20 protein-coding genes are annotated in these 20609 nt (G+C 72.5%); 13 read left to right on the top strand and 7 right to left on the bottom strand.

All coding sequences use genetic code 11. The features are described 5' to 3' along the window. Genes rfaE2 through ABFX81_RS02685 form a run of 4 tightly spaced genes read left to right on the top strand, consistent with a single transcriptional unit; the run spans nucleotide 1 to nucleotide 4190 of the window. The gene (gene rfaE2 / locus ABFX81_RS02670; RefSeq protein ID WP_086852558.1) at nucleotides 1-1365 is read left to right on the top strand and encodes a D-glycero-beta-D-manno-heptose 1-phosphate adenylyltransferase; all 1365 of its coding nucleotides are present in this window, start codon (nucleotides 1-3) and stop codon (nucleotides 1363-1365) included. A gap of 59 nt (nucleotides 1366-1424) precedes the next feature. Next, on the top strand, nucleotides 1425-2402 hold the full coding sequence (locus tag ABFX81_RS02675; RefSeq protein ID WP_346137571.1) for a glycosyltransferase family 9 protein: 978 nt from the start codon (nucleotides 1425-1427) through the stop codon (nucleotides 2400-2402). Between the two features lie 13 nt (nucleotides 2403-2415). Beyond that, nucleotides 2416-3297, top strand: coding sequence for a glycosyltransferase (locus ABFX81_RS02680; RefSeq protein WP_086854489.1), 882 nt, complete (start codon nucleotides 2416-2418; stop codon nucleotides 3295-3297). Then, a complete protein-coding gene (locus tag ABFX81_RS02685) occupies nucleotides 3294-4190 on the top strand; it encodes a glycosyltransferase (protein ID WP_086854490.1) in 897 nt (298 codons plus the stop codon). The genes ABFX81_RS02680 and ABFX81_RS02685 overlap by 4 nt, the downstream gene beginning before the upstream one ends. Before the next feature lie 125 nt (nucleotides 4191-4315). Here the strand turns inward: ABFX81_RS02685 and ABFX81_RS02690 are convergent, their stop codons facing one another. From ABFX81_RS02690 to ABFX81_RS02705, 4 genes are all read right to left on the bottom strand, one after another. Beyond that, nucleotides 4316-4516, bottom strand: coding sequence for a hypothetical protein (locus tag ABFX81_RS02690; RefSeq protein ID WP_086854491.1), 201 nt, complete (start codon nucleotides 4514-4516; stop codon nucleotides 4316-4318). Nucleotides 4517-4569: 53 nt separating this feature from the next. Next, nucleotides 4570-4890 carry a DUF3040 domain-containing protein gene (locus ABFX81_RS02695; RefSeq protein WP_086854492.1) on the bottom strand — a complete coding sequence of 107 codons (321 nt, stop codon included), beginning with the start codon at nucleotides 4888-4890 and terminating at the stop codon, nucleotides 4570-4572. 107 nt (nucleotides 4891-4997) lie between these two features. After that, nucleotides 4998-5906 carry a polysaccharide pyruvyl transferase family protein gene (locus ABFX81_RS02700; protein ID WP_086854493.1) on the bottom strand — a complete coding sequence of 303 codons (909 nt, stop codon included), beginning with the start codon at nucleotides 5904-5906 and terminating at the stop codon, nucleotides 4998-5000. Nucleotides 5907-5985: 79 nt separating this feature from the next. Then, on the bottom strand, nucleotides 5986-7407 hold the full coding sequence (locus ABFX81_RS02705) for a family 43 glycosylhydrolase (RefSeq protein ID WP_086854497.1): 1422 nt from the start codon (nucleotides 7405-7407) through the stop codon (nucleotides 5986-5988). Between the two features lie 271 nt (nucleotides 7408-7678). Between ABFX81_RS02705 and ABFX81_RS02710 the strand changes: the two genes are divergently transcribed. Further along, nucleotides 7679-8266 (top strand): transcriptional repressor, encoded by a 588-nt coding sequence (locus tag ABFX81_RS02710; RefSeq protein ID WP_086854494.1) that lies wholly within the window; start codon nucleotides 7679-7681, stop codon nucleotides 8264-8266. A 164-nt stretch (nucleotides 8267-8430) separates the two neighbouring features. On the opposite strand, the gene ABFX81_RS02715 is transcribed toward ABFX81_RS02710, so the two are convergent. Both ABFX81_RS02715 and ABFX81_RS02720 read right to left on the bottom strand, forming a co-directional pair. Next, nucleotides 8431-9243, bottom strand: coding sequence for a class I SAM-dependent methyltransferase (locus tag ABFX81_RS02715; protein ID WP_346137572.1), 813 nt, complete (start codon nucleotides 9241-9243; stop codon nucleotides 8431-8433). A 69-nt stretch (nucleotides 9244-9312) separates the two neighbouring features. Further along, nucleotides 9313-10353: a LacI family DNA-binding transcriptional regulator gene (locus tag ABFX81_RS02720; RefSeq protein ID WP_346137763.1), complete on the bottom strand. Its 1041-nt coding sequence runs from the start codon at nucleotides 10351-10353 to the stop codon at nucleotides 9313-9315. Between the two features lie 308 nt (nucleotides 10354-10661). Between ABFX81_RS02720 and ABFX81_RS02725 the strand changes: the two genes are divergently transcribed. The 8 genes from ABFX81_RS02725 (at nucleotide 10662) to pntB (ending at nucleotide 20159) form a co-directional block, all read left to right on the top strand. Next, nucleotides 10662-11966: an ABC transporter substrate-binding protein gene (locus tag ABFX81_RS02725; RefSeq protein WP_346137573.1), complete on the top strand. Its 1305-nt coding sequence runs from the start codon at nucleotides 10662-10664 to the stop codon at nucleotides 11964-11966. Between the two features lie 11 nt (nucleotides 11967-11977). Then, a complete protein-coding gene (locus tag ABFX81_RS02730) occupies nucleotides 11978-13045 on the top strand; it encodes an ABC transporter permease subunit (RefSeq protein ID WP_086850403.1) in 1068 nt (355 codons plus the stop codon). Next, nucleotides 13042-13875 carry an ABC transporter permease subunit gene (locus ABFX81_RS02735; RefSeq protein WP_086850402.1) on the top strand — a complete coding sequence of 278 codons (834 nt, stop codon included), beginning with the start codon at nucleotides 13042-13044 and terminating at the stop codon, nucleotides 13873-13875. Before ABFX81_RS02730 ends, ABFX81_RS02735 begins: the two co-directional genes overlap by 4 nt. A 29-nt stretch (nucleotides 13876-13904) precedes the next feature. Next, nucleotides 13905-15566, top strand: a complete 1662-nt coding sequence (locus ABFX81_RS02740) for an alpha-amylase family glycosyl hydrolase (RefSeq protein WP_086850401.1) — start codon at nucleotides 13905-13907, stop codon at nucleotides 15564-15566. Nucleotides 15567-15587: 21 nt separating this feature from the next. Continuing rightward, nucleotides 15588-16415: a helix-turn-helix domain-containing protein gene (locus tag ABFX81_RS02745; protein WP_086850400.1), complete on the top strand. Its 828-nt coding sequence runs from the start codon at nucleotides 15588-15590 to the stop codon at nucleotides 16413-16415. 64 nt (nucleotides 16416-16479) lie between these two features. After that, nucleotides 16480-16932, top strand: a complete 453-nt coding sequence (locus ABFX81_RS02750; RefSeq protein ID WP_086850399.1) for a VOC family protein — start codon at nucleotides 16480-16482, stop codon at nucleotides 16930-16932. Between the two features lie 209 nt (nucleotides 16933-17141). After that, nucleotides 17142-18701 carry a Re/Si-specific NAD(P)(+) transhydrogenase subunit alpha gene (locus ABFX81_RS02755; protein ID WP_086850398.1) on the top strand — a complete coding sequence of 520 codons (1560 nt, stop codon included), beginning with the start codon at nucleotides 17142-17144 and terminating at the stop codon, nucleotides 18699-18701. A gap of 6 nt (nucleotides 18702-18707) precedes the next feature. Next, nucleotides 18708-20159 carry a Re/Si-specific NAD(P)(+) transhydrogenase subunit beta gene (gene pntB / locus ABFX81_RS02760; protein WP_086850397.1) on the top strand — a complete coding sequence of 484 codons (1452 nt, stop codon included), beginning with the start codon at nucleotides 18708-18710 and terminating at the stop codon, nucleotides 20157-20159. Nucleotides 20160-20217: 58 nt separating this feature from the next. Here the strand turns inward: pntB and ABFX81_RS02765 are convergent, their stop codons facing one another. Beyond that, nucleotides 20218-20607 carry a DUF4333 domain-containing protein gene (locus ABFX81_RS02765; protein ID WP_086850396.1) on the bottom strand — a complete coding sequence of 130 codons (390 nt, stop codon included), beginning with the start codon at nucleotides 20605-20607 and terminating at the stop codon, nucleotides 20218-20220. Nucleotides 20608-20609 lie beyond the last annotated feature (2 nt).

Consider the following 20609-nt stretch of genomic DNA (forward strand, 5'->3'; position numbering starts at 1 on the left):
ATGAACGGCAAGGCACCGCTCGTCGTCGTCGGTGACGCGCTGCTGGACCGGGACGTGACCGGCCGCGCCGAACGGCTCGCGCCCGACGCGCCCGTGCCGGTCGTCGACGACTGCGGGGAGCGGACCCGGCCCGGCGGCGCGGCACTCGCCGCCTACCTCGCGGCCCGCGACGGCCGCGACGTCACGCTGGTGGCGGGAGTGGGCGACGACCCGGCCAGCCACGCACTGCGCCGCCTCCTGGAACCCTGGCTCACCCTCGTCCCGCTGCCCCTGACCGGCCCGCTGTCCGAGAAGACCCGCGTCCTCGCGCAGGACCGCCCGGTGGTCCGTCTGGACCGCGGCGCGGGCCGCACCCGCGAGGCCACCGACGCCGCCCGCGAAGCCGTCCGCTCCGCGCCCGCCGTCCTGGTCTCCGACTACGGCCGCGGCACCGCCGACGCCCTCCGCGACGTCCTCGCCGCCCGCCCGCCGCTGGTCTGGGACCCGCACCCGCGCGGCGGTCCGCCCGTGCCCGGCACCCGGCTGGTGACACCGGCCGAGAAGGAGGCCCACGGCCTCGCCCCGCAGGACGGCACCGCGCGCCGTGACCTGCACGCCGCCGCCCACAGCGCCGCCGCCCTCGTACGGCACTGGCGGGCCGCCGCCGTCGCGGTCACCCTCGGCGCCCGCGGCGCCCTGCTCTCCTACGGTGAGCACCCGCTGCTCGTCCCCGCGCCCGCCGTACACCCCGGCGACAGCTGCGGGGCCGGCGACCGGTTCGCCGCGACGGCCGCGGGGCTGCTCGCCGACGGTTTCCTGGTCGCCGAGGCCGTCGAGGGCGCCGTCGCCGCGGCGAGCGGATTCGTCGCACAAGGCGGCGCGGCCGCCGTACCGAGCGCGGACGCCGAACCGGCACCGCCGCCCGGCGATGACGACCCGCACGCGCTGGCCGCCCGGATCCGCGCCGCACACGGCACGGTCGTCGCCGCCGGCGGCTGCTTCGACCTGCTGCACGCCGGACACGTCGGTCTGCTCCAGGCCGCCCGGCGGCTCGGCGACTGCCTCGTGGTGTGCGTCAACTCGGACGAGTCGGTACGGCGCCGCAAGGGCGGTGGCCGCCCGGTCAACCCGCTCGCCGACCGGGTCCGGGTCCTGCGCGCCCTGGCCTGCGTCGACGCGGTGGCCGTCTTCGACGAGGACACCCCCGAGCGGCTCCTGGCCGACCTGCGCCCCGACGTCTGGGTCAAGGGCGGCGACTACGCGGCCGCCGACCTGCCGGAAGCCGCCCTCCTCCAGGAGTGGGGCGGCCAGGCGGTCCTCCTGCCCTACCTCGACGGCCGCTCCTCGACGGCCCTCATGGAACGGGCGGCGGAAGGAGCACGATGACGCACCCGATGAGCGGGACCGCGGGGGCGGACGCGGAGGGCACGAGGCAGTCTGCTGGCATGACACCGGACACGGCGCCCGAGCCGACGACACCCCGCCTCCTGGTCCTGCGGGCCCTGGGCCTCGGCGACCTCCTCGCCGGGGTCCCCGCGCTGCGCGCGCTTCGGCGGGCCCACCCGGACCACGAGCTCGTGCTGGCCGCCCCGGCCGAGCTGGAGCCGGTCGCCGAGGCGACGGGGGCCGTGGACCGGCTGCTGCCCGCCTCCGCGCCGGGGCGGGGCGTGCCGCGCTCGCTCGACTGGAGCGGTCCGCCGCCGGACGTCGCCGTCGACCTGCACGGCAACGGGCCGCCCAGCCACCGGCTGCTCATGGAGCTGCGCCCGCTGAAGCTGCTCGCCTTCGCCCACCCGGACACGCCCGAGATCGACGGCCCGCCCTGGTACGCGGAGGAACACGAACGCGACCGCTGGTGCCGGCTGCTCCAGGCGTACGGCATCGACGCCGACCCGGGCGACCTGCACCTGCCCCGCCCGCGCACCGCCTCCCCGGCACCCGGCGCGGTCGTGCTGCACCCCGGCGCCGGGTCACCCGCCCGCTGCTGGCCCGTCGAGCGGTACGCGGCCGTCGCGGACGCGCTGCGCGCCCGGGGGCTGCGGGTCGTCGTGACCGGCGGCGCCGACGAGGGCGACCTCGTCGCCCGGCTCGCCAAGCAGGCCGGCCTGCCCGACACCGACGTGTTCGGCGGAGGCCTCCCGTTCGGCCGGCTGTCCGCCCTCGTCGCCGACGCGCACGCCGTGATCAGTGGCGACACCGGCATCGCCCACCTCGCGGTCGCCCACGCCACACGCTCCGTCACCCTCTTCGGCCCCGTCGCGCCGAGCCGCTGGGGCCCGCCGGCCGGCCCCCGCCACCGCGCGCTGTGGTACGGCCCGGAGGGCGACCCGCACGGTCGCCGTCCCGACCCCGCGCTCCTGCGCATCACCCCGGACGACGTCCTGCGCGCCGTCGACGAACTTCCCGGCACCCGACACCCGTGAGGGGCACCGCACGATGACCATCCCGTACCCGGACGCCACGCCCGTCGGCATCGTCATCGCCACGCGCAACCGCTGCGCCACCCTCGCCGAGGCCCTGAGCCACCTCGTCGCGCTCCCCGAACGACCCCGGATCCTCGTCGCGGACAACGCCTCGACGGACGACACACGCGTCATGCTCGCCCGCGACTTCCCGCAGGTCCAGGTCCTGGCGCTGCCGTTCAACCACGGTGCCCTGGCGCGCAACCACGGTGCCCGTGCCCTGGACACCCCCTACGTGGCGTTCAGCGACGACGACTCCTGGTGGGCGCCCGGCGCCCTGACCAGGGCGGCCCGCCTGTTCGAGGAGCATCCGCGGCTCGGCCTCATCGCCGCGCGCACCTTCGTCGGCCCCACCGCGGATCCCGACCCGCTCAACGAGGTGCTCGCGGCCTCGCCCCTCGGGAGGGCCGCCGACCTGCCCGGCACCCAGGTCCTGGGCTTCCTCGCCTGCGCTTCCGTCGTCCGGCGCAGCGCCTATCTCGACGCGGGCGGCTTCCACCGGCTGCTGTTCTTCGGCGGTGAGGAGACCCTCCTCGCCTACGACATGGCCGCCCGCGGCTGGGGCGTCACCCACTGCCCGGACGTCGTCGCCCACCACCACCCCGCGCCCTCGGCCCGCAACGGCCGCCCGGTCGTCCAGCGCCGCAACGAACTCCTCACCGCCTGGCTGCGCCGCCCCGTGCCCTACGCACTCGCCCGCACCGGCGCCCTCGCCGCCGAGGCCCGGCACGACGACCACGCCCGGCAGGCCCTGCGCGGGACGCTCGCCCGGCTGCCCGCCGCCCTGCGCGCCCGCAAACCCCTGCCGCCGCACGTGGAGCGGGCCGCGCGCCTGCTGGAGGGAGCCGCCGCATGACCGACAGCCGTACGACCGTCGTCGTCATCACCCACAACCGGCGCCGGGAGCTGCTGCGCACGCTCGACCATCTCGCCGAACTGCCGGAGAACCCGCCGGTGATCGTCACCGACAACGGCTCCACGGACGGCACCGCCGACGCCGTCGCCCGCCATCACCCGTGGGTGCGGCTGCTGCGGCCCGGCCACAACCTCGGCGCAGTCGGCCGCAACCTGGCGATCCGGCAGGTCGGCACGCCCTACGTCGCCTTCTGCGACGACGACTCCTGGTGGGCGCCGGGATCGCTGACGGGGGCCGCCGACCTGCTCGACCGGTATCCGGCGCTCGGCTCGGTCACGGCCCGGATCGTCGTCGAACCGGACGGCACGGACGACCCGATCGTCGAGGAACTGCGCGACTCGCCCGTCCCCGGGCCCGATTGGCTGCCCGGACCGGCCCTCGGCTCGTTCCTGGCCGCCGCGACCGTGCTGCGCACCGACGCCTTCCGGGCGGCGGGCGGTTTCCATCCGCGGCTGTGGCTGGGCGGCGAGGAGGAACTGCTCGCCGCGGACCTGGCAGCCGACGGATGGTGGCTGACGTACGCCGACGACCTGGTCGTGCACCACCACCCGTCCGTGGCCCGGGACGCCACCCTGCGCCGTTCCCACGGCATCCGCAACACCCTGTGGTTCACCTGGCTGCGCCGCCCGGCCGGCCCCGCCCTGCGCAGGACCGTGGACCTGGCCCGTACGGTGCCGCGCGACACCGCCTCCCTGCGCGCCTTCGCCGAGGCCGCCGCCGCCCTGCCCTGGGTCCTGCGCGAACGCCGCGTCCTGCCGCACGAGGTCGAGTCCCGCCTGCGCCTGCTGGAACCGGCCCAGCGCGCTTCCAAGGCCCGCCGCTACACGGGCTGATCACGGGGGAGAACAGGGGGCGAACGGGCCGGCACGTCATCCGGCACGTGAAAAGGCCCCGTACGTGTCCGGCGTACGGGGCCCTGCTCAGTGGGCCTGGCGGAACCGGCCCGGGATCGCGGCTCTCAGCCGGAACCCTCCGGGCGTTCGCCCTTGGGGCCCCGGCCACGCTCGGTGCGCGGGCCGCTGCTGCGCCACGCCTCGCCTTCCTGCAACTCCTCGTTGGCGACCGCGTTGGCGTCCTGATCGGAGATCCCGGACTGCTCGGCGTCCTTGCGGAGCCGGGCCCGCCGGGTGTCGTACTTCTTGCTTCCGGGTTCTGGCACGACGCTTCACCTCCTGCCGACCGGGTCCCCGGCGCCCCGGGAGGGCAAACCGCTCAGCCTCCGCACCACCGGCACATCAGCCGGAACACGGCGAACAGCGTCGGCGGCCAGATGACGGCGAACGCCCAGATGACCCCAGGCTCGGAGGTGACCATTCCGGCCACCATCAGCCCGACCGACACCGCGAGCAGGACCGCCACGGTCCAGACACGGGGGCGGTAGGAGCCGAGGCGGGCCAGCAGCCGGGCGGGGTCGGGACGGCGGCTCAGGCGCAGGGTGCGCAGTCGGCGGTCGAGGCGGCGGTCGCGGCGCAGCGCGCGTTCCATCTCGTCGAGGATGCGCTGCTCGTTATCGGGAAGTCGGCCGATGGACACGCGCTTTCTCCTTCCGGGCGGCCGGACCGTCTTGCGCCCCGAGGGGGACGTGCGGCGGAGGACGTACAGCGGGGATGTACAAGCGGGTGCCCCGTGAGGTCCCGGAGCTAACCGGGGACCGGCCGCGCCAGCGCCTCGACGAGCCGGTCCGCGCTGTCCGGCACGGTGCCCTCGCGGAACCCGTCCCGGATCTGCCGTGCCGTCACCCGGCCGCCGGTCAGACACCAGTCCCACCAGCGGTCCAGCTGCCGCACGTCCAGCCGCTCGGCGGGCACCAGCGCGGGCCAGCCGCAGGCCCGGGCCTGCGCGGTCATCTTCGCGCCGCCTTCGACCGGGTCGACCGCCAGCACCGGGGTGCCGACCCGCAGCGCGATGACCAGCCCGTGCAGCCGGTCGGTGACGACGAGGTCCAGCCGGGCCAGCACGGACTGGAGCTGCGCGGGGGTGGCACTGAGATGCCAGTCGTGCGTGTCGAGCCGCGTCTCCAGCTCCAGCCGGCCGCAGTCCTTCCCGGCCAGCCAGCGCGTCACCTCCTCGGCGACCTGCCCGTGCCGCCGCAGGTCTCCGTACTCGTGCTGCCCGTGCGTGAGGATCACCCCGACGACCGGCCGGGCCGGCGCCTCCGGGGCGCGGGCCGCGAGGTCCTCCACCGGCTCGCTGTCGGGCGCGTCCCGGGGCAGCACCCGGTGGAAGCCGGTCACGGCCCGGCTGGCGGGATCGATCACCGACGTGCCGACGGCGATTCGCACACAGTGCGCGAACCGCCGGTGCAGCTCCTCGATCTGCGGCCCGTGCAGCGGGCCGCACACGAACACCAGGTGGGAGTAGTCCTCCGGCCACAGTCGGTCCAGATGCAGTGCCTCCGGACGGAAGCCGGGACTCCAGGCGACGTCGTAGGGGATGCCCGTGCCCAGCAGTACGTCCTCGACCCGGCGCAGGGCCAGCACGTCCCCGGCGGTCGCCTCCCCGTCCCGGAAGCTGAACCACCCGGTCAGCAGAACTTTGCGCGGTCGCATGCCGTCTAGTGTGTGCACACGCCCTGAGTGCCCGCCCACCGGGAAGACAATCAGGGCATTACGGGCGACCGCACCATGGTCACTCGGCGTAGAAGGTGGCGTCCGCCCGGTCGGTCGCCGTGCTCGGCGCCTGCACGTTCAGCAGGTACTCCCAGTGGCGGACGTATCGCCCCGGGTAGTTGTACGACTCGTAGGAGACGCCCGCCGAGTCGGCCAGCCCGGCGCGCCGGTGGAAGGTGGCGTCGGACGCGAACTGCGCGCTGCCGTCGTTCTTCTCCAGCCACACCTCGAAGTTCCTGTGCCGCAGGTAGTGACCGGGGAAGTTCGCCGACTCCAGCGAGACGGTTCCGCTGCCGGCCAGTCCGGGCACGACCCGGAACTGCGAGTCGGCGAGCTTGGTGACGTTCGCCTCGATCCGGGCCCGGTAGTCGTAGTGGCGTACGAACCGGTCCGGGAAGTTGTACGAGGAGAAGCGCTGCGGGGTGACGCCGTCGGCCACGGGGATGCCGAAGTTCGGGGTGCCGTCGGCGTTCCAGTAGACCTTCTGCACGCGGGTGCGGCGGTTGGAGTCGTTCAGCGGGTCGCCGCTGATGTCCTTGTAGCTGCGGTCGTGGTAGACGAGGATGTCGCTCTTTCCGTCCTCGGACACGGTGAAGGAGTTGTGGCCCGGGCCGTACTGGCTGGTCGCCGCGTTGCTGGCGAACACCGGCGTGGGGCTCTTGCTCCAGGACGCCTGGCTGAGCAGGTTCGCGCCCGCGGAGGCGGTGAGCATGCCCAGGCAGTAGTTGCTGTCGGTGGCGCTGGCGGAGTACGTCATGAACACCTTGCCGCCGCGCTGGATCACGGCCGGGCCCTCGTTGACCTTGTACCCGACGGTCTCCCAGGAGTAGGTGGGCCGCGACAGCATCACCGGAGTGCCGGTGATCGTCCAGGGGTTGGCCATTCTCGCGAGGTAGATGTCGGTGTTGTTGTTCACGGACGGGTCGCGCTGTGCCCAGGCCAGGTAGCGCACGCCGTTCACGACGAAGGTGGTGGCGTCCAGGGAGAAGCTCTCCCACTGGGTCCTGATCTGGCCCTTCTCGGTCCAGGCGGCGGTGAGCGGGTTGGCGCCCGTGCCCTCCAGGACGTACATGCGGATCGCCCAGATGTCGTTCGTGGCCCCCGCCGCGAAGTACACGTACCACTTGCCGTCGATGAAGTGGATCTCGGGCGCCCAGATGTGGGCCCCCATCACGCCACTGGCGTGCTTGGTCCAGATGGTCGTCTCGGGGGCCGACTTGAGCCCCTGGACGGTGGTCGCCCGGCGCAGCACGATGCGGTCGTACTCGGGCACGGTCGCGGTGAAGTAGTAGTAGCCGTCGGTGTGCTTGAAGATGTGCGGGTCGGCCCGCTTCTCGGCGATCGGGTTGGTGTACGTGACACCGGGGGAGTCGGGCACGGCGGCCTGCGCGGGCGCGCCGGTCCCCACGAGGCAGGCGGCGAGGGCGACGAGGACGGCCAGGAGCAGCCGTGGCGCAGTGCGTCTCTTACGTCTCAAGGGAGTTCTCCGGATCAGGGGGGAGTGCAGCGTCGCCGCCGCCTCTGTCCGAGTCTGCGTCCGTGATTTCGAACGCGGTTCGTGAATTCGATCAGAAGATAAGTGGGGCTCTTAACTCCGTCAACGGTTTGCGCAGGCGTGACACGGGGCGGCCCGAGTCGGTCATCGCCATGAAAACCATGTTCATCTAGCATGGGGGGTCGACGAACGCGCCGGTCGAGCAAGGAGTCCAGTGGTGGGCGAAGCGGAGGAGAGCCCGGCCGTGGAGCGCATCCACACCCCGGGCCTGCGCAGTACGTGGCAGCGCCGGGCGGTGCTCGGCACACTGGGCCGCTGCCGCGAGTTCGTCTCCGCGCAGGAACTGCACGCCCTGCTGACCGGCTCCGGCAGCACCGTCGGGCTCACCACCGTCTACCGCACCCTGCGCGAGCTGGACCGCGCCGGGTTGGTCGACGTCGTGCGCGACGAGGGCGGCGAGCGGCTCTACCTGGGGCGCCCGGCCGGCGAGCACCGCCACTACCTCATCTGCCGCCGCTGCGGCCGCAGTCGGCCCGTGGACGCGGAGGCCGTCGAGGAGTGGGCCGCCCGGCTCGCCGAGACCACGGGTTTCACGGAACTGGAGCACACCCTCGAACTGAGCGGAGTCTGCGGTCCCTGCGGGCGCGGGCCGACCGCGGCCTCCTGTCCGCCGCCCCGCCCGGGCGGCCGGTCGGCCGGGGATGAGGGCCGTGCCCGTCAGGACGCGTGCGTCGAGGTCGGTGACCGAGTCCGCGGTGAGCCGGGCGGTGAACTGGGCGCGCACCCTCTCGACGGCGGCGGGTGACAGCCCGTCCGGCATCCGGCGCGCCCTGCTGCCGGTGGCGAGCTCCGAGCCCGTGCGCGGGGGGCAGGGGGAGTCGGACCGCCGTGAATCGAGCGGCCGTGTGCGGCCCCTGCGGGCGCGGGCCGACCGCGGCCTCCTGTCCGCCGCCCCGCCCGGGCGGCCGGTCAGCCGGGGATGAGGGCCGTGCCCGTCAGGACGCGTGCGTCGAGGTCGGTGACCGAGTCCGCGGTGAGCCGGGCGGTGAACTGGGCGCGCACCCGCTCGACGGCGGCCGGTGACAGCCCGCCCAGCATCCGGCGCGCCCCGCTGCCGGTGGCGAGCTCCCAGCCCGTCTCCGGGGACAGCGGGGCCTCGAAGTGCCGCTGGACGACCCGGGGTTCGCTCCCGCCCAGGTCCGTCAGCCACGCCGCGAGGGTGCCGGCCGTGTCGATCCGGGCCAGCTGCTCCATCTGCGGCGGGCGGGGCAGATCGCGCTCGGTCAGGACCGCGCCCCGGAGCGCCGACTGCCAGCCGCCGAGCGCGCCCTTCTCCCAGACCGTCACGACGAACCGGCCCCCGGGACGCAGCATCCGCGTCAGCGCGGCCGAGTCCCGGTCCATGTCCGGGAAGAAGAACACCCCGAGTCCGCACTGCACGACGTCGTAGCCGGGGTCGGGCACGGGCCACGAGGTGACCTCGTGGCGGTGGAAGCGGATGTTCGCCAGGCCCTCCTCGCGCGCCCGGCGTTCCCCGATCGCCAGCAGCCCGTCCGCGAGATCCACGGCGTCCACCCGGCCCGCCGCCCCCACGGCCCGCGCGGCCGGCAGCGCCGACGCCCCGGCCCCGCAGCAGGCGTCCAGCACCGACTCCCCGCCGGCCGGGGCGGCCACGTCCGCCGTCGCCTCGCCGACCGGGTCCCACAGCACCCGGGACCAGCTGTGGAACTCCTCCGCTCCCGCGCTGAAGACGTCCCCGACGGTGTTCTCTCCGGTGGTCATGCGCAACCGCCCCCTCGCTGTTCCGGCCGAGTCTAGGTTCGGGGCGCCCGGCGGGCACGGCGATTCCCGTCAGGGATACGGCAGTTGGGCCGACTTCTCGGGCGCGTTCCGTGGGGCCGGAGGCGGGGCGGTGGTGGTCCGGGGGATCACATGGGTGGGCAGCACGACGTGCCGTCGGCGGTCCCCGCCGGGGTCGTTGACGAGCGCCAGCGCGAGTGCGCCGGCCTCCCGGCCGATGGCCGAGGGCGACTGGGCCACGGTGGTCAGATCGAACCACTGGGCCACCGGCTGGTCGTCGAAGCCGGCGACGGACACCTGCCCGGGCACCTCGACGCGCGTCGCGCGCAGCGTCCAGATGACGGCGACGGCCACCTCGTCCTGCTCGGCGAAGACCGCCGTGGGCGGCTCCCGCAGCCCCAGCAGCCTGCCGACCGCCTCGGCGGCCCCGCGCTTGTCGCCCGCCGGGGTGGCGACCACCAGCTCGTCGTCCAGGGGCAGGCCCGCCTCGGTCAGCGCCTGCCGGTAACCGACCAGCCGCTCCTGCGAGCTGAAGGAGAAGCCACCGGTGCCCACCGTCCGCACGTAGGCGATCCGGCGGTGGCCGAGGTTGAGCAGGTGCCGGGTGCCGCGCAGGGCGCCGGCCACGTCGTCGACGTAGACGCTCGGGCGTCCCTCGACGTGCTGGCTGACGTACACGACCGGCATGCCGAGGCTGTCCAGCCGGGCGGTCTCCTCCTCGGTGAGGTCGAAGGAGAACACCAGCAGCGCGTCCGCGTTGCGCCGCGCGGGGAGATGCTCGAAGAACGCCGTGCGCTCGGCCATGCCGGGGATCACATAGACCGTCAGTTCCATGCCGGCCGCCCGCAGGACGAGCGCGAGGCCCGACAGGGCCGCGCCCACGAACCACGAACTGAGCGTGGGCACGAGCACCGCGACGCTGCACGTCCTGCCCGTCACGAGGCTGGCGGCGTGGCGCGAGACCGCGAAGTTCAGCTCCCGGGCGGCCCGTTCGACGCGGGCGCGGACCTCGGGCGAGACCGTGGACAGGCCGCGCAGGGTGCGCGACACCGTGGAGGTGGAGACCCCGGCCCGTTCGGCGACGTCAGCCATCGTGGGGTGCCGCTGACCTGGTGACATGCGCCGGACGCTAACAGGAACACTCCCGTGACCGGCAGCTTGTGACAGCGCTGTCTCACCAACTTCTTGCCTTCTTACCACGGCGTAACGCATTGACTTCCCGGCAGAGCACTCCTAGCGTGCAAACGTTGTCTCGTCAGGTTCGAAGTCGCCCCGGAGGGACGCCTCATGCCTGCTGTGAACTGCGGTTTTTATCAGCAGAATGCCGTGGCAACGCAATCTCATGACCAAAGCCCTTCCGGGGGAACAGACACGTCGGTACGTCACGACCAGGAGAGACAGTGAAGACCAGCACCGCCAGAGCGATTCAGTGTTCCGCAGCGCTCACCGCCGCCGGACTCCTCCTCACCGCCTGCGGCTCGTCCGGCGGCAGCGGATCCGGACAGTCCGAGCCGGCCGCGGCGGCGTCGTTCAAGGGCCGCGGCCCCATCACGTACGTCGCCGGCAAGGACACCACCGGTACCGTCCAGACGATCATCGATCGCTGGAACAAGGCGCACCCCGAGGAGAAGGTCACCTTCATCCAGTTGCCGACGGACGCCGACTCGCAGCGCCAGCAGATGATCCAGAACGCGGAGACGAAGTCCGACGCCTACACGGTGCTCGCCACCGACGTCGTGTGGACGTCGGAGTTCGCCGCCCACCAGTGGATCGAGCCGCTGCCCGCGAACAAGTTCCCGCTCGGCAAGATGCTCCAGCCGGTGGTGGAGACGGCCAAGTACCGCGGCAAGCTCTACGCCGTCCCCGGCAGCTCCAACGGCGGCCTGCTGTTCTACCGCACCGACCTGCTGAAGAAGGCCGGCGTCACCCGGCCCCCCACCACCTGGGCCCAGATGACCGCAGCCTGCGCCAAGGTGAGGAAGCTGCCCGAAGCCAAGGACATGTCCTGCTACGCGGGGCAGTTCCAGAAGTACGAGGGCCTCACGGTGAACTTCGCCGAGGCCGTCAACTCCGCCGGCGGCCAGATCGTCGACGCCAACGGCAAGCCCGACGTCGACACCCCGCAGGCCAAGAAGGGCCTGGACTTCCTCGTCGACTCCTTCAAGGACAAGACGATCCCCAAGGAGGCCATCACCTACCAGGAGGAGGACGGCCGCCAGGCGTTCCAGGCAGGCAAGCTGATCTTCCTGAACAACTGGCCCTACGTGTACTCCCTCGCCCAGAAGAGCTCCATCAAGGGCAAGTTCGCCGTCGCACCCCTGCCCGGCCTGAACGGCCCCGGCGCCTCCAGCCTCGGCGGCTCCAACCTGGCCCTGTCGTCCTTCGCCAGGAACAAGGCCACGGCACTGGACTTCATGAAGTTCTTCACCAGCGAGGAGAGCGCGACCTACTTCCTCAAGAACGCCTCCCTCGCCCCGCCCTACGCCGACCTCTACGACAACGCGGCCCTGGACAAGCAGTATCCGTACCTGCCCGACCTCAAGCAGTCGATCACCAAGGCCGTGCCGCGCCCGCGCGTCGTGCAGTACGGCGACGTGACCGCCGCGATCCAGAACGAGGTCTACGCCGCGCTCACCGGCAAGAAGAGCAGCGCACAGGCGCTGAAGGACCTCCAGGGGGACCTCCAGAAGCTGACGGCACAGTGAGGTCGCGGGTCATGGCCGGCACCGCGATCCCGCCCGACACCGCCCCGCACGCACCCGGGACGGCGGCCCGCCGCCGCCCCGGGCGGCCCCCGGCCACCGAACGCCCCCGGCGTCGTCCACGCGCCCGGGCCACGGCGGGCACCGGCCGCCTGGCCGCGCTCCTTGTCTCCCCGACCCTGCTGGTGCTGACGGTCGTCGTCCTCTACCCGACGCTCATGGCACTCGACGAGTCCCTGTACGGGCCGAAGGGGCTGGACCCGAAGACCGGATTCATCAGCAACACCGAGCCGTTCGTCGGGCTGAAGAACTACACCGACATCTTCACCCAGGCCGGCGACCGCTTCTGGAACGCCTTCTGGAACACCACCTTCTTCACCGTCGTCACGGTGTCGCTGGAGACCCTGATCGGCGTCGCCATGGCGATCGTCATGCACCGGGCCTTCCGGGGCCGGGCCGTGGTGCGGGCCGGCATCCTCGTCCCCTGGGCGATCCCCACGGCCATCTCCGGACTGCTCTGGAAGTGGATCTTCAACGCGAACGGGATCGCCAACGTCCTCCTCGGCCACCAGGTGCTGTGGACCGCCGACGGCTTCTCCGCCAAGATCGCGGTCGTCATCGCCGACGTGTGGAAGACCGCCCCCTTCATCGGCCTGCTGGTCCTGGCCGGCCTCCAGGTGATCCCGAAGGAGGTCTACGAGGCGGCCCGGCTCGACGGGGCGAGCGCCCTCCAGCAGTTCTGGCGCATCACCCTGCCGCTGGTGAAGCCCGCGCTGATGGTGGCGGTGCTGTTCCGCTGCCTGGACGCGCTGCGGATGTTCGACCTGCCCTACATCCTCATCGGCGCCCAGAAGGGCTCCGTCGAGACGCTGTCGATGCTCGCGCAGAACGAGGCGTCCAACGTCCGCTTCGGACCGGCCTCCGCGTACGCGGTCCTCCTCTTCCTCTACGTCTTCCTCATCGCGCTCGCCTTCGTGCGGCTGCTCGGCGCCGACCTCATCGGGGGCGCCGGCGGGACGAAGAAGCGCAAGAGCCACGCGGTCAGGGCCCCGCGCCGCCGCGTCCGGGAGGTGACGGCATGACCCTCACGGCCAAGTGGCGGCAGTGGCTGCCCCATCTGGGCATCGCCCTGGTGGTGGCCTACTGCCTGGCCCCGTTCTACTGGATGCTGGTCTCCAGCCTCCGCAGCACCGGCGACATCTTCAGCACGTCCCTGTTCCCCTCCTCGGTGTCGTTCGAGAACTACCGGTCGGTGTTCAGCCCGGGACAGGGCTTCACCAGGGCGCTGCTCAACAGCCTCGTCGTCGCCGGCATCACGACCGCGTTGTCGCTGCTGCTGGCCACGTTCACCGCGTACGCGATGGCCCGGCTGGAGTTCCGCTTCAAGCGGCTGATCCTCACGCTGATCATCGCCACCTCGATGTTCCCGGTGGTGTCGATCGTCGTACCGCTGCTGAAGCTGTTCACCGACATCGGCTGGATCAACACCTACCAGTCCATGATCGTGCCCAGCATGTCCTTCACGCTGCCGCTGGCCGTGTGGAACCTGACCACGTTCTTCCGGCAGATGCCCGACGAGCTGGAACACGCCGCCATGGTCGACGGCTGCACCCGCGGCCAGGCCTTCCGCAAGGTCATCGTCCCGCTCGCCGCGCCGGGCATCTTCACCACCGCGATCATCACCTTCATCGCCGCCTGGAACGAGTTCCTCATCGCCCTGTCGATGACCAACAAGCCCAGCATGCAGACCGCGACCGTCGCCATCTCCAAGTTCTCGGGGGCGACGACGTACCAGACGCCGTTCGGCAGCCAGATGGCCGCGGGCGTCGTGGTGACCATTCCGCTGGTCGTGCTGGTGCTGCTGTTCCAGCGCCGGATCGTCGCCGGACTCACGGCCGGCGCCGCGAAGTAGACACGCCCCCACAGAAGGAGTCACAGCAGGTGTCTTTCACCGCACCCTGGTGGCGCAGTGCCGTCATCTACCAGGTCTACGTCCGCAGCTTCGCCGACGACAACGGCGACGGCGTCGGCGACATCGCCGGCATCCGCTCCCGGCTGCCGTATCTGAAGTCCCTCGGCGTGGACGCCATCTGGATCAACCCCTGGTACGAGTCCCCCATGGCCGACCACGGCTACGACGTCGCCGACTTCCGCGCCATCGACCCGCGCTTCGGCACCCTGGCCGACGCCGAGCGGCTCATCACCGAAGCGCACGCGCACGGGATCCGCGTCATCCCCGACATCGTGCCCAACCACACCTCCGACCAGCACACCTGGTTCCAGGCGGCGTTGACGGCCGGACCGGGCAGCCCGGAACGCGAGCGCTACGTCTTCCGCCCCGGCCGCGGACCCGGTGGCGCCGAGCCCCCGAACGACTGGGTGTCCTGCTTCGGCGGCCCGGCCTGGACCCGGCTGCCCGACGGCGACTGGTACCTCCACCTGTTCGCACCCGAGCAGCCCGACCTCAACTGGCAGCACCCCGAGGTCCGCGCCGAGTTCGAGTCGATCCTGCGGTTCTGGTTCAGCCGGGGCGTCGACGGCTTCCGCATCGACGTCGCCCACGGCCTGGTCAAACACCCGGAGCTGCTCGACCTGCCGCCCCGCGCCGAACCCGCGGTGACGGGCCCGCTCACCCGCCGGGAGGAGATCCGGCAGCACCTCGACCATCCGCACTGGGACCGCGACGAGGTGCACGAGATATACCGGGGCTGGCGCAAGGTCGCCGACGAGTTCCCCGGCGACCGTTCCTTCGTCGCCGAGGCCTGGGCCGACACACCGGAACGGCTGGCGGCGTACGTCCGCCGGGACGGCCTCCACACCGCGTTCAACTTCGACTTCCTCATGTGCGGTTGGGACGCCAAGGACCTGCGCGCGGTCATCGAAGACTCCCTGGCCATGCTCGGCGCGGTGGGCGCACCCGCCACCTGGGTCCTCTCCAACCACGACGTCATGCGCCACCCCAGCCGCTACGGCCGTACCGCCGCGCGGAGCTGGATGGCCAACGCCCGGTTCGAGCCCGACGGCTCCCTCGACCCGGAGCTCGGCACCCGGCGTGCCCGGGCCGCCGCCCTGCTGATGCTCGCCCTGCCCGGCGGCGCCTACGTCTACCAGGGCGAGGAACTCGGCCTCCCCGAGGTCGAGGACCTGCCCGAGTCCGCCCTCCAGGACCCGATCTGGGAGCGCTCGGGGCACACCGACCGCGGCCGTGACGGCTGCCGTGTGCCCATCCCCTGGTCGGGCCAGGAGGCCCCCTACGGCTTCAGCCCCGCCGGTGCGACCGCCGACCCCTGGCTGCCGCAGCCCGCCGACTGGGCCGGACTGAGCGTCGAGGCCCAGACCGGCGACCCGGCGTCCATGCTGGAGCTCTACCGCACGGCCCTGCGCGTCCGCCGCGACCACCCCGCCCTCGGCGACGGCACGATGACCTGGCTGGACGCCCCCGAGGGGGTGCTGGCCTTCAGCCGCGACCCCGGATTCGTGTGCGTGGTCAACCTCTCCACCGAGCCGTACGAGCTGCCCGCACACTCCGGGATCCTCCTGACCAGCGGCCGGCTTGAGGACGGCCTGCTGGGGCCCGACCAGGCGGTGTGGCTGGCGGTGTAGCGGGGATCCTAGGCTGGGCGTATGGCTCCCACGGCGGAGGAGACTCCCGTCTCGCTCACGGTCCGGCCGTCGGCGCCGGCACTCGCGCCGCTCGTCGGTGCGCTCGGCTACGCCGAGGGACGGTTCGCGCACTCCGCCGAGCTGTCCCTGCCGACGGGCGGGGCCCAGTTGCTGGTGAACCTCGACGGGGACGCCCTGGGCTCGTCGGACAGGCGGACCCGGGGCGCGGCTCTCCAGGGGCCGTACACGGGGCCGGCGGTGATCGACCCGGCGCAGCAGCGCGCGGTCGTGTGGGTGGCGTTCCGTCCCGCGGGGGCGTATCCGTTCCTCTCCGTGCCGGTCAGCGCGCTCCGCGACCGGCTCGCCGGGCTCGACGAGCTGTGGGGCGCGGACGGTGCCGTGCTGCGCGAGCGGCTGCTGGAGGCCATGGCCGCCGGCGACCCGCAGGCGTGCCTGCGGGAGCTGGAGACGGCCTTGCTGCGGCGGTCGGAACGTCCCCTGGCGCCCGACCCGGCGGTCCGTTACGCCGCGGTGCTGCTCGACCGCGGAACCCCGGTGGGTGAGGTCGCCGACCGGCTCGGCTGGACCTCCCGGCGGCTGGCCCGCAGGTGCGCCGAACAGCTGGGCCTCCCGCCGAAACGGTATGCGCGGGTACGGCGCTTCCAGCGGCTGCTGGGCCGTGTGAACGCCGGGCCCGGGGAGCGGGACTGGGCGGTCCTCGCCGCCGAGTGCGGCTACCACGACCAGGCGCATCTGATCCACGAGTTCCGCGCGCTCGCCGGGATCACCCCGACCGCGTACGCGCCGCGCTCGCCCCTGGAACGCAACCACGTTCCGCTCGGCGGGTGACGGGTCCTGCCCGGCCGGCCGTTTTCTACAATCCACGGCCGCCCGGACCGGCCATCGTGAAGGCATGACGAACACGAACGACAAGCCGTCCCTCACCCGCCTCTACGCCCGCCTCGTGGTCTCCGACGGGCCCCGGGCGATCGACTTCTACCGGACCGCGTTCGGCGCCGAGGAGATCGAGCGGTACACCGACCCCGACGGGAAGATCGTGCACGCCATGCTGCGGCTCGGCGCCGCGGTGATCGCGGTCAAGGACGCCGACGAGAGCGACCCGGCGCCGGACTCGCTCGGCGGCAGCCCGGTGATCATGGCCCTGGACGTGTCCGACGCCGACGCCGTGGCCGAGGCCATGCTGCGGGGCGGGGCGAGCGTGGTGTATCCGGTCGCCGACCAGCACTACGGGCAGCGCGGCGGCCGTCTCGCCGATCCGTTCGGCCATCTCTGGATGATCTCCCAGACGATCGAGGAGCTGACCCCACAGGAGATCCAGCAGCGCACGACCGACCTGTTCACCTGACGCGTCACACCCCGCCTGCCCCGCGAGCCTTCTCCCGTCCCTGGCGTCACATCGATCCCGTACCCCCGAAAGCGCCTCACGGCAAGCCCCCTGCGGTGTGAGGACGACCTCCTCGGCCATGTGACCGCGGCCCGCCGCCTATGCCGCGTCGAAGGTGCAGGATGCGGGCACCAAGGAGGACAGGCACCCGAACGACGGAGAGGCAGACGATGGTCCCAGCGGAACCGGAACCCCAGCGGATCGGCATACCCGCCGAGTCCACTGCGGGCGAGACCAGGGTGGCGGCGACGCCGGCCACCGTGGGGAGACTTGCCGCGCTCGGCTACGAGGTGGTGGTCGAACCGGGGGCGGGAGCCTCGTCCCGCTTCGCCGACGCGGCCTACGAGGAGGCGGGCGCCCGGCTCGGCGACCCGTGGCAGGCGGAGATCGTGCTCAAGGTGAACGGCCCCTCGAGCGAGGAGATCGGCCGGCTGCGGGACGGGGCGACGCTGATCGCGCTCATCGGCCCCGCGCTGCACCCGGAACTGGTCGACGAGCTGGCGCGGCGGCCGATCACCGTGCTCGCCATGGACGCCGTGCCGCGCATCTCGCGCGCCCAGTCCCTGGACGTGCTCAGCTCGATGGCGAACATCGCCGGATACCGGGCCGTGGTCGAGGCCGCGCACGCCTTCGGCCGGTTCTTCACCGGCCAGGTGACGGCCGCCGGAAAGGTGCCGCCCGCCAAGGTGCTGGTGGCCGGTGCCGGTGTGGCCGGACTCGCCGCGATCGGCGCCGCCCGCAGCCTCGGTGCCGTGGTCCGCGCCACCGACCCCCGGCCCGAGGTCGCCGAGCAGGTCCGCTCGCTGGGCGGGGAGTTCCTGGCGGTGGGCGTCGAGCAGGAGGTCAGCACCGACGGCTACGCCAGGGCCACTTCGGAGGACTACGACCGGCTCGCCGCGCAGCTCTACGCCGAGCAGGCCGCCGACGTCGACATCATCATCACCACCGCGCTCATCCCGGGCCGCCCGGCGCCGAGGCTGATCACCGCCGAGGACGTGGCGCGGATGAAGTCCGGCAGCGTGATCGTCGACATGGCGGCGGCCCAGGGCGGCAACGTCGAGGGCACGGTCGCCGGGAAGGCCGTCGTCACCGACAACGACGTGACGATCATCGGCTACACCGACCTGCCCGGCAGGCTCCCGGCCCAGGCCTCGCAGCTGTACGGCACCAACGTCGTCAACCTGATGAAGCTGCTGACCCCGGGCAAGGACGGCCGTCTCGTCCTCGACTTCGACGACGTGGTGCAGCGGTCGATGACCGTGGTCCGCGCCGGCGAGAAGACCTGGCCGCCGCCCCCGGTCCAGGTGTCGGCCGCACCCGCACCCGCCCCCGCCGGCGGTACGGAACCGGCGGCGCCCTCCACGCCGCCGGCGAAGCCCGCCCGCCCCGCGTGGTCCTCGTACGCCCTGGTCGGTGCCGGGGCGCTCGCGCTGTTCCTGGTGACGGCCTTCTCGCCGAGCCAGCTCATCGGCCACTTCACGGTGTTCGTGCTGGCGATCGTCATCGGCTTCTACGTCATCGGCAACGTGCACCACGCGCTGCACACCCCGCTGATGTCGGTCACCAACGCCATCTCCGGGATCGTCGTGGTCGGCGCGCTGCTCCAGATCGGGCACGGGAACACCGCCGTCACCGTGCTGTCGTTCGCCGCGATCCTGCTGGCGAGCATCAACATCTTCGGCGGATTCGCCGTCACCCGCCGGATGCTCGGCATGTTCTCGAAGGGCTGATCACGGATGACCACAGTCACGGCCTCAGAAGCCGCCTACGTCGTCGCCGCGTTGCTGTTCATCCTCAGCCTCGCCGGGCTCTCGCAGCACCGGACCTCCCGCTCGGGAGTCGTCTGGGGCATCGCGGGCATGGTCGTCGCCCTGGCGGCCACCGTCGGTCTCGCCTCGAAGAGCATCACCGCCACCGGACTCGTGCTGATCGCCGTCGCCACGGCCGTCGGCGCGGGCATCGGACTGTGGCGGGCCCGGGTGGTCGAGATGACCGGCATGCCGGAGCTGATCGCCATCATGCACAGCCTCGTCGGTCTCGCCGCCGCGTTCGTCGGCTGGAACGGCTACCTCGACGTCGACGCCGGAAACCACGGCGGTGAGGAGCTCACCGGTTCGCTGCTCGGCATCCACCACGCCGAGGTGTTCATCGGGGTGTTCATCGGCGCCGTCACCTTCACGGGTTCCGTCGTCGCCTACCTGAAGCTCTCGGCACGCATCAACTCCCGCCCGCTCACGCTGCCCGGCAAGCACGTCCTCAACGTGGGCGCCCTGGTCGCGTTCGTCGCGCTCACCGTCGCGTTCGTGGCACGCCCCCACATCGGCCTGCTCATCGCGGTCACCGTCATCGCCCTCGCCCTGGGCGCGCACCTGGTCGCCTCGATCGGCGGCGGTGACATGCCGGTGGTCGTCTCCATGCTCAACAGCTACTCCGGCTGGGCCGCCGCCGCCTCGGGCTTCCTGCTCGCCAACAACCTGCTCATCGTCACCGGCGCGCTGGTCGGCTCCTCCGGTGCCTACCTGTCGTACATCATGTGCAAGGCGATGAACCGGTCCTTCATCTCGGTGATCGCCGGCGGCTTCGGCACCCCGGCCGCGGCGGCCGACGAGGGCGAGCAGGGCGAGCACCGCGAGATCAGCGCCGAGGAGACCGCGGAACTCCTGCGCGACGCCTCCTCGGTGATCATCACGCCCGGCTACGGCATGGCCGTCGCCCAGGCCCAGTACCCGGTCGCCGAACTGGCCCGCAAGCTGCGCGAGCGGGGCGTCGAGGTGCGCTTCGGCATCCACCCGGTCGCCGGCCGGCTGCCCGGGCACATGAACGTGCTGCTCGCCGAGGCGAACGTGCCGTACGACATCGTCCTGGAAATGGACGAGATCAACGACGACTTCGCCGCCACCTCGGTCGTCCTGGTCATCGGCGCCAACGACACCGTCAACCCGGCCGCCACCGACAACCCGGCCAGCCCCATCGCGGGTATGCCGGTGCTGCACGTGTGGGAGGCCGCCAACGTGGTCGTCTTCAAGCGGTCGATGGCCGCCGGGTACGCCGGTGTGCAGAACCCGCTGTTCTTCCGGGAGAACAGCCAGATGCTCTTCGGCGATGCCAAGCAGCGCGTGGAGGACATCCTGCGCAGCCTGGACGCCCTCGACGCGCCTGTCCGGGAGATGGCCGGCAGCACGCGCTGAAGGGCGGCCGGTCCGCGGCCTGCGCAGGGTGAGCCGTCACCCTGCGCAGCAGGACGGGTCAGCGCTCGAACTTCCACGTCACCCGCGGTGTCGCGGGGTCTCCCTCGACCCTGATCACGCGGACGGGAATCGAGACCCGCTCGCCCCCGGCCCGCGCCGTGCACGTCCCGGTCGCACCGGGCACCGCCTTCAGATGCGCCGGGCAGGACACCTCGCCGATGGCCTCACCGACCCACGGCAGCGGGTGGTACCAGCCCTCGATACGGGCTTGAAGGATCGTCCTCTCCACCGCCGGGTGGCCGTCCACTTTCACGTAGAACCGGCGGGGGACGGCGTCGATCGTGGTGTGCTGCACGTCCTCGCCGGCCAGGAGGTGGGTGAGGGCCCCGCCCCCGGCGGCCATGGCGACCACACCGCCGACGGCACCGGCGAGGAAACCGCGCTGCATCT

Origin of the sequence: Streptomyces coeruleofuscus, assembly GCF_039532725.1 — a bacterium.
Lineage (GTDB): Bacteria > Actinomycetota > Actinomycetes > Streptomycetales > Streptomycetaceae > Streptomyces > Streptomyces coeruleofuscus.

Bases quoted from the DNA above. Each gene is read 5' to 3' on its own strand.
- rfaE2 (WP_086852558.1), top strand. From the start codon at position 1: ATGAACGGCAAGGCACCGCTCGTCGTCGTCGGTGACGCGCTGCTGGAC.
- ABFX81_RS02675 (WP_346137571.1), top strand. From the start codon at position 1,425: ATGACACCGGACACGGCGCCCGAGCCGACGACACCCCGCCTCCTGGTC.
- ABFX81_RS02680 (WP_086854489.1), top strand. From the start codon at position 2,416: ATGACCATCCCGTACCCGGACGCCACGCCCGTCGGCATCGTCATCGCC.
- ABFX81_RS02685 (WP_086854490.1), top strand. From the start codon at position 3,294: ATGACCGACAGCCGTACGACCGTCGTCGTCATCACCCACAACCGGCGC.
- ABFX81_RS02700 (WP_086854493.1), bottom strand. From the start codon at position 5,906: ATGCGACCGCGCAAAGTTCTGCTGACCGGGTGGTTCAGCTTCCGGGAC.
- ABFX81_RS02715 (WP_346137572.1), bottom strand. From the start codon at position 9,243: ATGACCACCGGAGAGAACACCGTCGGGGACGTCTTCAGCGCGGGAGCG.
- ABFX81_RS02720 (WP_346137763.1), bottom strand. From the start codon at position 10,353: ATGGCTGACGTCGCCGAACGGGCCGGGGTCTCCACCTCCACGGTGTCG.
- ABFX81_RS02730 (WP_086850403.1), top strand. From the start codon at position 11,978: ATGGCCGGCACCGCGATCCCGCCCGACACCGCCCCGCACGCACCCGGG.
- ABFX81_RS02735 (WP_086850402.1), top strand. From the start codon at position 13,042: ATGACCCTCACGGCCAAGTGGCGGCAGTGGCTGCCCCATCTGGGCATC.
- ABFX81_RS02745 (WP_086850400.1), top strand. From the start codon at position 15,588: ATGGCTCCCACGGCGGAGGAGACTCCCGTCTCGCTCACGGTCCGGCCG.
- ABFX81_RS02750 (WP_086850399.1), top strand. From the start codon at position 16,480: ATGACGAACACGAACGACAAGCCGTCCCTCACCCGCCTCTACGCCCGC.
- ABFX81_RS02755 (WP_086850398.1), top strand. From the start codon at position 17,142: ATGGTCCCAGCGGAACCGGAACCCCAGCGGATCGGCATACCCGCCGAG.
- pntB (WP_086850397.1), top strand. From the start codon at position 18,708: ATGACCACAGTCACGGCCTCAGAAGCCGCCTACGTCGTCGCCGCGTTG.
- ABFX81_RS02765 (WP_086850396.1), bottom strand. From the start codon at position 20,607: ATGCAGCGCGGTTTCCTCGCCGGTGCCGTCGGCGGTGTGGTCGCCATG.